Consider the following 13,587-nt stretch of genomic DNA (forward strand, 5'->3'; position numbering starts at 1 on the left):
TGTGGGGACCTTCGTCTCTGCGGCACCGGACGATGCGTGCCTGCCGGCTATCTCATATCTGTCATGCGGAACTCACACGTCCAGAATCAAACCCTCACCGCACGCGCGTCCGACACAGACGATCATCGACCGGTTTGCGGCTTGTTCTTCTTCCGTCAACACCGAATCCCGGTGCAATGGCTTCCCCGCGAGCACCCGTGTCTCGCAGGCACCGCAGTACCCTTCCTCGCAGTCGCGGGAGATGCCCGGGACCACCTCGGAAATGGCGTCTAGCAGCGTTCGGCCGACGGGTACGGACAGGGTTGTCCCGCTACGCGCCAGCGTCACCGAGAACTCCCGGTCCGGGACACCCGACGCCGCCCCGAGCGAGCTCTCCGGAACCGTGCCGAAGTGTTCTCTCCGGAATCTCTTCGACGAACCCGCGCCGCGACAGGCATCTTCGACTGCGGCGGTCATCGAATACGGCCCACAGCAATAGATCAGCGCATCATCGCCGATCGCGCTCACCCAGGACGCGATGTCCGGGCGGGGACTTTCGGCTGTGTCCACGACCGTCAGTGACCCGCCGAGCAGATTACGCAATTCGTCGACGTAGGCCATCGAGCTGTGGCCGCGGCCACAGTAGAGCATCGTGACCCGGGCTTGCCGGGCCAACGCATGTTTCACCATCGGCAGCATCGGTGTCACACCGATGCCACCGGCGATGAAGAGATACTCCGGCGCGTCCTGGAGCCGGAACTTGTTGCGCGGCGGTGCAATGGTCAAGGTCGATCCGGCGCCGAGCTGATGGACCTCGGCGGAACCGCCACGCCCCGACTCCTCCAACAGCACCGCGATCCGGTAGCCGGCCCGGTCCTGGGGCTCACCACACAGCGAGTAGTGTCTGCGCGCACCTGAGGGCAGGCTCACCAGCAGATGGGCACCGGGTGTCCACTCCGGTAGTCGCCGCCCTCCGGGATGCCGCAGTGTCAGTTCGAGCACCCGGTCGGCGATGAACCGGACGGACTCCACCCGAACCGGTCCGACCGTGAACGTACCGCCCGGATCGACGTGGCCGGGTGTGAAGGTCGCCGGGACCCGATCCCAGCCCGCCTGATTTCCGAGCGTCGGATACGGCACCACCGCGTCCTCGTCGATCTCGTAGTCGGGCAGCCGGGTCAGTACCTGCGTGATCATCTCGGTGAACATCGCCCGGGCCAAATGCGCTCCGGGACAGCGATGGCTGCCGATCCCGAACGACAGGTGCCTGCGCGCATCGCGATCGAGTCGCACCGACTCGGGTTCGTCGAAGACCTCCGGATCGTGGTTGGCCGCCACCCAGGGCAGCAGCACCCGCTGACCTGCCTGCACCGGGCAGCCCCCGACGGTGGTGTCGGTGACCGCGGTCCTGGCCATCGCCTGGGAGGGTGCGAAGACCCGGAGGAACTCCTCCGTCGCGTTCTCCAGCAGCTCCGGCTGCGAGATCAGCCGATCGCGCTCAGCGGGATTCCTGGCGAGCCAGACGAGCGTTGATCCGGTCAATGACGTGGTGGTGTCCACACCACCGGCGACCAGCAGATAGGTCACCGAGACCAGTTCGTCGTCGGTGAACGGCCGCCCCTCCGGGTGCACCGCCTGCACCAGCGTGGTCAGGACATCGGCGGCCGGTTGCGCGCGCCGCGCCGCGAGCAGTTCCCGAACCCGGCGCTCGAGGTAACCCAGTCCGGCGACCCCACGCATGCTGCGTTCGCTGCCGGCCGGAGCCGCGAAGATGTCGTGCACCGGACCGGCAAGCAGTTCGAAGTCCGCTTCGGGAAATCCCACCCAGGTCAGGGTGACCGCGGTCGGCAGCGGATTCGTGAGATCGGTGACCAGGTCACATGATCCGGACTCGATGAATTTGTCGATCACCCGCGTCGTCAGCTCGGCGATCATCGGCTCGAGTGCATGCACCGCGTCCGGCGTGAGCAGTGGGTTGATCAGATCTCGGTAAGGCTGGGACGCCGGTGGATCGAGTTCGATGGGGTACTGCACCAGACCGCCGCCGCGGGGGATGACGAAGGAGACCCCGTCACCGGGGTTCTGACGCTGCGACGAGTATTCCTCGTCGTCCCGGGCGATCGCCGCGATGTCGGACCACCGCGTGGTGTACCAGTAACCCTCATGTGCATCCGTCCACCCGACCGGGCAGCGGTCTCGCCGATCCCGGTAGTACGCAACGGGATCGGAGTTGCACTCGTCGGAGTGGTGGTCGAATGACGTGTTGCCAAGCTGTGCGGTCATGATGTGACTTTCAGGCGTAGAAACCTCATGCGCGGTGTTTCCCGGCCGCGCCACCGGGGGGTCAGGACGGGGATCAAGCCGGCAACAACCGGATCGCAACACCCTTCTCCCGGGTGTACTCCCGCATCGCGTGATACCCACCCCCGCTGCTGAAACCGCTGTCCTTGCTCATGTTGAACGGGAATCCGATGACCCCGGAATCGGCGAACTGGTTCACCGACACCTGACCGGACTGCACGGACGCGGCCATCCGCAGTGCACGGGAGACGTCGTTGGTCCAGATCGAGGCCAGCAGACCGAAATTCGTATCATTCGCGATCGACAGCGCCTCGGCGTCGGAAGAGAAGGTCTGCAGCGCCAGGACCGGCCCGAAGACCTCTTCACGAATGATCCGCGACGACGACTCGGCGTTGTCGATGACCGTCGGTTCGATGAACCACCCGGCACTCCCGAGGCCCGCCGGCCGACCGCCACCGGTGAGGATCTTTCCGCCCTCCGCAGGCGCTCCGTCGAGAAATCCCTGAACACGTTCGTACTGAGCATGATTGACCAACGGACCCATATCGAGATTCGCGTCCCAGGCACCGACCCGCACGCCGCGCATCAACTCCACAACCCTTTCGCGTACCTCGTCGATGATCTCGGTGCTGACCACCAAGCGGGACCCGGCGTAACAGTTCTGGCCGGCGTTCTCGGTGATCGAGCCGACGATGGCGGGCAGCGCCACATCCAGATCGGCATCGGCGAACACGACGTTGGGTGATTTGCCACCCAATTCGAGCTTCACCGGTGTCAACGACTCCGCGGCGGCGTGCATCACCGAACGACCCGTCGCGGTCGAGCCGACAAACGAGATGTGGTCGATGCCCCGGTGGGCGGTGAGTGCTGCGCCGGCGTCGGAAAGCCCGGTGACCACATTGAAGACACCGGAGGGCACCCCGGCCCGTTCCGCCAGCGCCGCCATGGCCAGGATGACCCGCGGCGCCTCCTCAGAGGGCTTGAGAACCACGGTGTTACCCGCGGCGAGTGCCGGCGCGACGTTGGCGGCGGCCAACACCGCCGGGACGTTCCACGGAGTGATGACCGCACACACGCCCAGCGGCTGCAGCAAGGTGTACCCGTGGAAGTCGGGTGTGCGAGTCGGCAGCGTTGCCCCGGTGAGTTTGTCTGCAGCACCGGCGAAATAGTCCACGATCGAGGTCGCGATGGCAATGTTCATCCCGCCACCCCACAGCGGCTTGCCGACGTCTCGGGATTCGAGCGCGGCAAGGGCGTCCGCGTTCTCCTCCAGTGCGCGTGCCCATTTCGCCAGAGCGGCACCGCGGTCCGAGGCGGACGTCGCCGCCCAGCCAGGTGCGGCCGCGCGGGCTGCGGCAACCGCCACGTCGACCGTCTCGGCGTCTGCGCGCGCCACGGAGAAGAAGGCCGTCTCCGTCGACGGGTCGATCAGCTCGATTGTGTTGCCGCCGCCCGGGACCCAGCCACCGGCGATGAAATGAGAGGCTTCGGGTACGTCGATTACCATAGGCGAATACTCCGCAGCTTGATCGCGCAAGTCAAGACGGTATCTCTTATTCTAAGACAATGAAACCTGATGTTTACGCCGTTACCGCTGCTGTGGTCCGCCGGCAGGGCGGCCCCTTCGAACTCGAAGAACTCACCATCCGAGGTCCCGCCGAAGGCGAGGTGCTCGTCCGGGTCTCGAGTTCGGGCATCTGCGGCACCGACCTGGAGTTTGCCACGATGATGAGCACTCCGGTGGTCCTGGGCCACGAGGGGGCCGGAACCGTCGAGGCCATCGGCACCGGTGTCACCGATCTCGCCGTGGGCGACAAGGTCACGATGACGTTCGCCCGTTGCGATGGCTGCAGGCCGTGCCGAACCGGCGCCCCGGCCTACTGTGAGCACTTCTGGACCCACAACTTCATCGGCTCACGACCTGACGGCACAACGGCGTTGTCCTACACCGGCAGCGCGTACCCGCACTCACCGGTCGGCGGGCACTTCCTCGGACAGTCCTCCTTCGCCACCCGGGTCATCGCGCGCCGGAGCAGCGTCGTCCGAGTCCCCGATCACACCGATCTGCACACGTCCGGCCCCTTCGGATGCGGATTCCAGACCGGCGCCGGCGCTGTGATGAACGTGCTTCGCCCCCAGCCCGATTCGACGATTGCCGTGTTCGGGGTCGGCGGGGTCGGCGCGGCGGCGGTGATGGCGGCGGCCATCGAGAAGTGCGGAGCGATCGTGGCCGTCGACGTCAGTGACGCGAGACTCGCGCAGGCCACCCGGATCGGCGCCACGCATACCGTCCGCAGCGACGATCCCGATCTGTTGACGGTGCTCGACGAGATCGCCCCTGGCGGTTTCGATTACACGGTTGAGGCCACCGGCCGGGCCGACGTCGTCCGCACCGCGGTATCGGCACTGGCGCCACTGGGACGTTGCGGTGTTGTCGGCGTCGGCCCGAGCCCCGAGATGTCCTTCGAGTGGCGATCGATTCTCGCCGGGCGTAGCGTCACCGGCATCACGGCGGGCAACAGCGTGCCCGAAACATTCCTGCCGCGACTCCTCGAACTCCACCACGACGGGCTCTTCCCGGTCGACCAACTGATGACCGAGTTCGCGTTCGCCGACATCGACAAAGCGATCGACGCCGTCCGGCAGGGTTCCGTCGGCAAGGCCGTGCTCATCATGGAATGACCCGCGAAACACGAAGGTGCCCATCCGGACATCCGGATGGGCACCCTTCGGTGGCGAGATCACGGTTCTCGACGTGGTCAGGCACCCCGATCAAGGTCGGGGAAAACGGCTTCGGCGATGTGCTTCACGCGGCTCGCCACCTCGGTGTCGGCTCCTTCGCGCTGCTCATCACGACCTTGCACAACATTCTTGCCGAATCCCGGGACCAGCGGACGACCGACGTCACGCTTGAGCCATAGCCGCAGCAGATGACGTCGGCGTTCCGGTTCGGGATGGTCCTCGAACGAAGTACGGGAATGCAGCGCAGCGTAATTGAGCAGCCATTGCACGTCGCCGGGCTGAAAGTCCATGTCGATCGCCAGACCCGGTTCCTGCGTGATCTCGTCGTACAGCTTGAGCAGTTCGATCTGGGCCGGGGTCAACCGCGGCACCTCAGGGTAGTCCTGCGCGGTGAAGATGATCGAACTGCCGGCATAGGTGGAGAAGACTCCGTCGACATGGCTCACGATCGGGCTCACGTAGAACTTCGCCGGCGCGTCAGGATCCTGCCGGCGCCAGTCCCAGTACCAGTCCTCGAACAGCAGCGGTGCCAGATCTGGCCTGCGCTCGAGGATCTCGTTATAGATCGTGGTGCCACTGACCAGGCTGCTCGCGCCACCGGACTTCGAACCGCGCAGACACATCAATGCAACGACGTCCGAACTGTCCGAGTGGAAGGGCAGCCGGTCACGCACCCGCGATGGCAGCGCAGTGGGATCCGACCACGTCTTGTCCGAGGTCGCGATCACATGGTCGATCAGATTGCCGGACTCGTTCTGCTTCATGGGCAACCCAAGGTGCAGGCCCATCACGAAGAAGATCGCCCCGGCGACCGCGTCTCCGTACTCATCGGTACGCAGACCCCGCACCAGAACAAAACCACGACCCGAGTCCATCGCGGTGCCGAAGACCTCGATCGCCTTGGCGCACACCGGTAACGGATACTGCTGCGCCGTCACGGTGCGAAGATCCGGATCGTCGGCGACGAACGCCCGGCCGACCTCTTCGAGCTCGATCCGCTCGGCGTCCGAGAGCCGGTAGATCCATTCATCCGTCTTCATGAGCTCGTCGCCGCGCCAGGCACTCGGGCCGGTGATCGGCGCCAGAATTCGAGTTGTCATCTGTGATCCTTCGGATTGATGTCAGCCGGAGCGGCGCCCGCGCGACATTGCGGAACGTCATCTCGCACTATGCGATAGTGCCAAGGTGTCGAAGGGCTGTCAATCGGGCATCGCAGCGTTAACCGCGGCGTTCCTCGGTGGTAACACACCGAGCTCGCCGCCCGCTCGGATTCAGTGCGCCGCGCGCGCCGACGTCAGGGTGTCGAGATCTCGAATCGCCGCACACGACCGCGAGACCATCGCCGCGAACATGGCGTCGCCGCGGTCGGTCCGGGTGCCGTAGGCGCATCCGAACACCGAGATCAGCGGGCCCTGGATCATCGCGAATCGATAGTCATCCCAGCAATCGTCGATGCCGTACTCCGTCACGCCGTGGTCGGTCAGCGCCCGGTGGTAGCCCGCGACGAGGCCGGATTCGTGTTCGCGTCGAAGGTCCGGCGTCAGGCTGGTGCCGATGAAATAGGCCAGATCGCGCGCGGGCAGGGCCAGACTCAGGGTCTGCCAATCGATGGCGACCACGCCCCGGCCGCCATCGGGAGGGAAGAGCAGGTTGTCGAGCCGGTAGTCGCCATGGACAAGCGCGAACCGCTGCGCCCGGCCGCACGCCCACACCTGCGCCACCTCAACACAATCCCGCAGCGTCGAACGGTCATCGACCGAGATCATGTCGCCCAGTGCGTCGATGAAGATGTCGGTGGCCGGACCGTACAGTTCGGCGAGCAGCTTCGCGTCGTCGGGTCCGTTGACCGAGAGCCCGTCGACGTCGAGCAGCGTGGGATCACACCACCGCGGGCCATGGAGCCCGGCGAGGTTGACCACCGCGTCACGGGCCTGGGCCACCGAACATCCCGCGAGCTGATCACCCTGCTTCGACGGGCTCATGTCCTCGAGCAACAGGGTGAAATCTGCGCCGCTGTCGGAGATCGCCGCGTAGTGACAGTGCGGACTCCTCACAGCGACGGTCGATGCGAGGTCGGTGTAGAAGCGGGCCTCGGACCGGTAGACGCCGGACAGCATCTCCCGGGTCGCCGGATCCGCGGCGGGCAGCTTCGCAAGAAGTCGCTGCGGCACAGCCGTTCCGCTCAGTTCCAGCCGGTAACAGGTCCCGATCTGACCGGTCCCGACAGGCGTGGCCGCGACGGTCTCGACGTTCGCCCCGAGTATGGCCGAGAGCCACTCGGTGGTCAGCTCATCGGGTGAGGTGACGATGGGCGCGCTCACCCCGGTCATGAGGCTGCCCGTCCGGGATTGGCCGGCAGCGCATCAAACCGGCCGGCCGGACGGACCGAGCGCCAGGCGTCGACCACCGGGCCGAGCTCGGTCGGCGTGGCGCCGTGCATGATGACTCCGTCGGCACCGCAATCGAATTGATCCGCGATCCGGGCTGCACACCGGGCGGCACTGCCGGTCGCGGACGCGGCGAGCCAGTGCTCCGGGAGCAGTTCGGCCACCCGATTCAGATCGTCGACGGTCCCGACCGCATCGAAGGCCCCGGCGAAGTTCTGCACGAACTCGTCGCCCCGGAATCGGTCGAGATCGGCTTGATCCCAACCGTTCATCTCGACCAGCACCTGGCCGTAACCCTGCAGGTACGTCGCCATCCGGCCGACGAGTTTGCGTAGTCGCAGTTCCTCCGGGATGGAATCCTCGACCGTCGCCAGCACCGACCAGATCCGCACCGATGCCGGGTCGCGCCCCGATTCGGCAGCCGCCTTCCGGATCGTCTGCACCGCGTTGTGCAACGTCTCGTCGCTGAAAAAGGTATGCAACACAACGCCATCGGCGATTCGGCCGGCCAGCTTGAGGGTTTTCTCCCCGATCGCCACCATCATGATCGGGATGTCCTCGTCGAAGGACGCATCCTGCATGAGGAACGGATACTTGCCCGCCGGACCGTCGTGACCGGCCACCGCACCACCAGACCAGAGTGTGCGGTAGATCCCGACCACGTCCTCCAACTGCGCCGAGGTCACCCGGGGCAGGCCCATCACGTCGAAGAGCATGTCGAAACCGCGCCCCAGACCCAGCGCATATCGGCCACCGGTCAACCGATGCAGGGTGGTCGCCATCGTCGCGGTGACCAGCGGATGGCGGGTGTTGTGATTGGTTGCCGCCGAGGCGATTCCGATCTTCTCACTGACCGCCCCCGCCGCTCCGGCCATGACGGCGGCGTCCTTGGTGTTGAACCGCTCGGAGAGGAAGATCGACCCGATGCCCAGCCGTTCGGCGAGCTCGACCTCGCCGAGCAGATCACGAGGACTGTTCGCGTGCCCGGCCAGTCCATAACAACCGAGTTCCGGAAGATCGACGTGAGCATCCATCTGCAGCGTCCTTGATGTTGTGTGAATTCCCCTGGGCTACGGCTACTTTGGCACGCTCGACGGTGATATGGGCACGTTCGGCGGATTCAGGGCACGGTCGAGGGCTGGACCAGGCCCAGCTTGCCTGCGAGCTTTGCCAGGTAGGCACCCGCCTTCTCCACATTATCGTCGGGCACGCCGTACAGGACGGTGGTGACGCCGAGTTCGCGCCACTGGTCGAGTTTCTCGGCCACCGGCTTGAAGTCGAGGACGACGATCTGCGGCGCACCCTCGCGACCGGCGTCGGCCCAGATCTGTTGCAGCAGCCTCACCGAACCCTCGATGTCCTGCTCCCCCGGTGTGGTGATCCAGCCGTCCGCACTACGGGCGATCCATTTGAAGTTCTTCTCGTTGCCCGAGGCGCCGACGAGCACCGGCGGGCCGGGTTGCTGGACGGTCTTGGGCCAGGCCCACGAGGGCCCGAAGTTGACGAACTCCCCGCTGTACTCGGCTTCCTCCTGCGACCAGAGCGCGCGCATCGCCTCGATGTACTCGCGCAGCATCGTCCGCCGACGCTTGGGCGGCACGTGGTGATCACCGAGTTCGTCGAGGTTCCAACCGAAGCCGACGCCGAGGGTCACCCGGCCGCCGGAGAGATGATCGAGGGTGGCGATGCTCTTGGCGAGCGTCAGCGGGTCGGACTGCACGGGCAGGGCCACGGCGGTACCGAGCCGGACCCGCGAGGTCACCGCGGCCGCGCCGCTCAGCGACACCCAGGGGTCGAGCGTGCGCATGTAGCGGTCGTCGGGCAGGGACGAGTCACCGGTCTGCGGATGTGCCGCGTCGCGCCGGGTGGGGATGTGGCTGTGCTCGGGAACGAAGTACGCATCGAACCCCGCCTCCTCGATGAGCGGCGCGAGCACCGATGGCGCAAGGCCTCGATCGCTCGTGAACTGGACGATCCCGAAGTCCATGGTTGCAGCCTTTCCGCGGAGAATCCGACGTACCGAAGCGATGTGGACGAGTGACTGGACACCAGTCCGGCGAACTTCAGAAATATAACACGTTCCAGATTTGCCGTGCGCCATTCGCGGCGGCCGGCAAACCAACAGTTAGCAAGACTTAGTACATCCGTGTGCCCGCCACCACACCCCGCTCTGATAACGTCCCGACTCACAGAAGTTACCGGCGGGTAATGCCGCCGACAGAACGCCGATGGGGGCGATGAATGCGGATATCACGGTTGATATCGATGGTTGCGATTGCAGGATTGGTGCAGGTCGCGGGGGCGACCGCGGTGGCCGAGGCCGAACCTGACATCTTCGGCGGGTTCTACACGCCGCCTGCCGACATCACCGCTGACGCCGGGACCGTGCTCAAGACCCAGTCGATGCCGCTCTACGCCTCGATTCCCGGCCGCAGCGGCTCGTGGCCGGGCGAGGGACAGCGGATCATGTACACCTCCGCGCTGCAGGACGGGACCCCCACCGCGGTCACCGGCAGCTTCGTCGAACCGGCAGCCCCCTGGCGGGGCGAAGGCGACCGGCCGACGATCGTCATCGGTCCGGGCACCGTCGGCCAGGGCGACCAATGCGCACCCTCCCGGAACTTCTCCACCGCCCTGCGCGTGACGGACGATCCTCTCTCCGCGTCGATCAACTACGAGGTGATCGCCGCCGACCGCTGGCTGGCCGAGGGTGCCCGGGTCTTCATGACCGACTACATCGGGCTCGGCACACCCGGGGTGCACACCTATGTCAACCGGGCCGAGGGAGCACACGCGATACTCGACGGCGCCCGGGCCGCGCTCTCACTGGGCGATGACCCGGACGCCCCCGTCGCCTTCTGGGGCTACTCGCAGGGCGGCGGCGCGGCCGCATCGGCTGCCGAACTCCAACCGGTCTACGCGCCGGAGCTGAACGTCAAGGGAACCTTCGCCGGCGCACCGCCCGCGGACCTGCTCGATGTCCTGCCCGCAATCGACGAGAACCTCATCGCCGGGGCGATCGGCTACGCGCTGAACGGTTTCGTCGAACGCAACTCGGAGCTTGCCGAGATCGTCGACGGTCGGGTCACCGCGCACGGCCGGGGTGTCCTGAAGCAGATCTCCACCGAGTGCATCGGTGACAGCATCCTGAATCATCCGTTCCTGTCGACCTCGGACCTGACGAAGGACGGCCGGTCGATGCTCGACAACCTGAAGGAGATCCCGGCGGCCCTGGCGATTCTCGAGGACCAGGAGATCGGCAAACTCAAGCCGACCTCCCCGGTGCTGGTGACCAACGGCCTCGACGACGACGTCATCCCCTACGCACAGGCCCGGCGGATGGCCCGGAGCTGGTGCGATCAGGGCGCAACGGTGGAGTTCCGCAGCAACGGGATCCCACCGATCCTGTCCGGCACCGCGGCCAACCACGCACTGCCGATGATCACCGACGGCGTACTGCCCGGCGGCGGCGTCGACTACCTGCTCGACCGGTTTGCCGGAAAGCCCTTGTCGGGCTGCCAGTTCAACTGAGTCCGGCTGCCAGTTCAACTGATCGAGTACGCGCTGGACGGGCCGTCAGGCCGTGCGGGCGTCGTATGCCGCGCGGCTCTCGTCCACCTCGTCCATGTGCGTCTCGGCCCAGTTCTTCAGGCCGCGCATCAGGTGACGCAGTGACAGACCGAGATCGGTGAGTTCGTAGGAGACCGTGACGGGGACGGTGGCGGTGACGGTCCGCGTGATGAAGCCGTCGCGCTCCAGCGAACGCAGTGTCTGCGTGAGCATCTTCTGACTGACGCCGGCCAGCGCCCGGGACAGTTCCGAGAAACGCATCGGACGGGGGTCGTCGGAACCGTTGCCGCCGCCGAGGGCACACAGGATCAGGGTGACCCATTTGTCGGAGAGCCGATCGAGCAGTTTGCGGCTGGGACACACATCCAGGAATGCGTCGTATTCGAGCTTGGCCTGTGCTCGTTGCTGTGCCGCCGTCGTCGTGGTCATCGTCTCCTCCATCTCACCCCCAGGTAACCAAGGCACTTGAAAGTGCCCACTTCCCAAGGGGAAGCTACCGGACGATCGTGAAGTAGGGGCGCCGGCCGGCGCCAACGCGCGATCGACCCGAAAGATGCAGACATATGAGCACGCTGTCCCCAACACTGCCCGGTGGCACCTGGACGCTCGGCGATCTGACCGTCACCCGCTTCGGCTACGGCGCAATGCAACTCGCCGGCCCGTGGGTCATGGGCCCGCCCGCCGATCCCGACGGCGCGATCGCCGTCCTGCGCGAGGTCGTCGGTCTGGGGATCACCCATATCGACACCAGTGACGCCTACGGACCGCGGATCACCAACCAACTGATCCGCGAAGCACTGCACCCCTACCCGGACTCGCTGCACGTCGTGACGAAAGTCGGTGCGCAGCGCGACGATCAGGGTGGCTGGCCGACGGCACGAGAGCCGGAGCAGCTGCGTCGTCAGGTCGAGGAGAACCTCGAATCGCTCGGCCTGCAGACCCTGGATCTGGTGAACCTCCGACTCGGCACCGCCGAGGGGCCGGCGGCGGGCCCGGTCGGTGAAGCGTTCACGACGCTCGTCGACCTGCAGCGCGACGGCCTCATCCGTCACCTCGGTTTGAGCAACGTCACCGCCGAGCAGGTTGCCGAAGCACAGGGCATCGGACCGATCGTGTGCGTACAGAACATGTACAACCTCGCCCACCGCCGGGACGACGAGCTGATCGACCGGCTCGCCGCGCAGCGCATCGCCTACGTACCGTTCTTCCCGCTCGGTGGGTTCAGCCCGCTCCAGTCATCCGCGCTCTCCGCCGTGGCCACCCGGCTCGACGCGAGTCCGATGTCGGTTGCCCTGGCCTGGCTGCTGGACAGATCACCGAACATCCTGCTGATCCCCGGCACGTCGTCGATCGCGCACCTACGCGAGAACATCGTCGGTGCCGGGCTCACACTGTCCGATGACGACCTCGCCGAGCTGGACACCATCGGATGCCGATGACCGCACCGCGCCGCGCCGCGGACAGCCGAACCCGCATCATGCAGTGGCGCAACCACACCCGCCCGAATCGGTCACACCGATGCGGGCCGCCACCTGATCGGCGTCGCGGAAGATCCCGTTGCCGGGGGTGGTCCGGCTCAGTGCATCGGCCGCGAGCACCACCGCAGCCGAGGTCCAGCAGCTCTTCTCCACCGGCCAGCGTTTGCCGTCGGCGAACACCAGCCCGGTCCAGTACGAGCCGTCGGGATCACGCAGATGTTGCATGTCACCCAACAGCAGGGTGGCATCGGCGGTGTCGCCCAACGCATCCAGCGCGAGTACCAGTTCACAGGTCTCGGCACCGGTCACCCACGGCCGATGATCGACACAGCGGATACCCAGGTCGGTGACCACGAAGTCGTGCCACCGCGCCGCGATCAGTTCCTGTCCGGCGCGACCACGGATCGCACCACCGAGCACCGGGTAATACCAGTCCATCGAGTATTCGGGCTTGGGCTCGAACAGTTCCGGATGGCTCCGCAGCGCATGGCCCAGGGCCAGCAGTGCGGTCTCCCAGTCATCGACCGGCCGGCACAGTTCGTTGCCGATCATGATCGCGCAACCGAGTGACTGATGGATACTGGCGTTGCCGGTGATCAGCGCGCTGTGGTACATCCCCTCGTGGGCACCGGTCTGCGTCGGTAACGGATGGGTGGCACCCCAATAGAATTCGCCGCCGGGTGCCTGGAAGGCGGCCACCAGGTCGATGGCCGCCGACACCGTCGGCCACATCCGCTCCAGGAAGCGGACGTCCCCGGTGATCAGGTAGTGATGCCAGACGCCGACGGCTATGTACGCGCAGAAATTGCTGTCGGTGTTGGCGTCGGTCACCTCCCCCGCCACCAGCCGGATCGGCCAGGAACCGTCTTCCCGCTGCAACCGCCGGGACCACTCGTAGGCCGCCTCCGCCTCGGGGATCAATCCGGTGGCGGACAGCGCCATCGCCGACTCGATGTGGTCCCACGGGTCTGTCTGTCCACCCGGGAACCACGGCAGCGCACCCGTCGGTTCCTGCATCGCGGCGATGGCCCGGCCCGTCGCCAGCCATTCGTCGACGGTCAGGATGCCGGCGAGGTTCGGCAGGTGGTCGAGGTCCGGCGCGTCCGTCAGGTTCGGCAGGTCGGCCATGG

Annotated in this window: 11 protein-coding genes; 3 read left to right on the forward strand and 8 right to left on the reverse strand. The window is 66.2% G+C overall.

The genetic code is table 11. The features are described 5' to 3' along the window. Positions 1-72: 72 nt before the first annotated feature. Positions 73-2,262 carry a cytochrome P450/oxidoreductase gene (locus AC51GT_RS12350; RefSeq protein WP_496328934.1) on the reverse strand — a complete coding sequence of 730 codons (2,190 nt, stop codon included), beginning with the start codon at positions 2,260-2,262 and terminating at the stop codon, positions 73-75. Between the two features lie 73 nt (positions 2,263-2,335). Beyond that, the gene (locus AC51GT_RS12355; RefSeq protein ID WP_496328935.1) at positions 2,336-3,787 is read right to left on the reverse strand and encodes an aldehyde dehydrogenase family protein; all 1,452 of its coding nucleotides are present in this window, start codon (positions 3,785-3,787) and stop codon (positions 2,336-2,338) included. 59 nt (positions 3,788-3,846) lie between these two features. On the opposite strand from AC51GT_RS12355, the gene AC51GT_RS12360 reads away from it, so the two are divergent. Then, complete coding sequence (locus tag AC51GT_RS12360; RefSeq protein ID WP_496323181.1) at positions 3,847-4,962, forward strand: NAD(P)-dependent alcohol dehydrogenase; 1,116 nt, start codon at positions 3,847-3,849, stop codon at positions 4,960-4,962. Positions 4,963-5,039: 77 nt separating this feature from the next. Here AC51GT_RS12360 and AC51GT_RS12365 read toward each other — a convergent pair whose 3' ends face one another. The 4 genes from AC51GT_RS12365 to AC51GT_RS12380 all read right to left on the reverse strand — a co-directional run bounded on the left by AC51GT_RS12365 (position 5,040) and on the right by AC51GT_RS12380 (position 9,396). Further along, entirely contained in the window at positions 5,040-6,122 is a 1,083-nt protein-coding gene (locus AC51GT_RS12365; RefSeq protein WP_496328936.1) for a TauD/TfdA family dioxygenase, read from the reverse strand. A 171-nt stretch (positions 6,123-6,293) separates the two neighbouring features. Next, on the reverse strand, positions 6,294-7,352 hold the full coding sequence (locus AC51GT_RS12370) for a phosphotransferase family protein (RefSeq protein WP_496328937.1): 1,059 nt from the start codon (positions 7,350-7,352) through the stop codon (positions 6,294-6,296). Further along, entirely contained in the window at positions 7,349-8,443 is a 1,095-nt protein-coding gene (locus tag AC51GT_RS12375) for a TIGR03857 family LLM class F420-dependent oxidoreductase (RefSeq protein WP_496328938.1), read from the reverse strand. Before AC51GT_RS12375 ends, AC51GT_RS12370 begins: the two co-directional genes overlap by 4 nt. Positions 8,444-8,529: 86 nt before the next feature. Beyond that, entirely contained in the window at positions 8,530-9,396 is an 867-nt protein-coding gene (locus tag AC51GT_RS12380) for an LLM class F420-dependent oxidoreductase (RefSeq protein WP_496328939.1), read from the reverse strand. 278 nt (positions 9,397-9,674) lie between these two features. Between AC51GT_RS12380 and AC51GT_RS12385 the strand changes: the two genes are divergently transcribed. Further along, on the forward strand, positions 9,675-10,940 hold the full coding sequence (locus AC51GT_RS12385) for a lipase family protein (protein WP_496328940.1): 1,266 nt from the start codon (positions 9,675-9,677) through the stop codon (positions 10,938-10,940). A gap of 45 nt (positions 10,941-10,985) precedes the next feature. On the opposite strand, the gene AC51GT_RS12390 is transcribed toward AC51GT_RS12385, so the two are convergent. Next, on the reverse strand, positions 10,986-11,408 hold the full coding sequence (locus AC51GT_RS12390) for a winged helix-turn-helix transcriptional regulator (protein WP_496328941.1): 423 nt from the start codon (positions 11,406-11,408) through the stop codon (positions 10,986-10,988). A gap of 134 nt (positions 11,409-11,542) precedes the next feature. Between AC51GT_RS12390 and AC51GT_RS12395 the strand changes: the two genes are divergently transcribed. Further along, entirely contained in the window at positions 11,543-12,418 is an 876-nt protein-coding gene (locus AC51GT_RS12395; protein WP_496328942.1) for an aldo/keto reductase family oxidoreductase, read from the forward strand. A 36-nt stretch (positions 12,419-12,454) separates the two neighbouring features. Here the strand turns inward: AC51GT_RS12395 and AC51GT_RS12400 are convergent, their stop codons facing one another. Further along, the gene (locus AC51GT_RS12400) at positions 12,455-13,585 is read right to left on the reverse strand and encodes a prenyltransferase (protein WP_496328943.1); all 1,131 of its coding nucleotides are present in this window, start codon (positions 13,583-13,585) and stop codon (positions 12,455-12,457) included. Positions 13,586-13,587: the final 2 nt, after the last annotated feature.

This window comes from Williamsia sp. z34, from assembly GCF_059553395.1.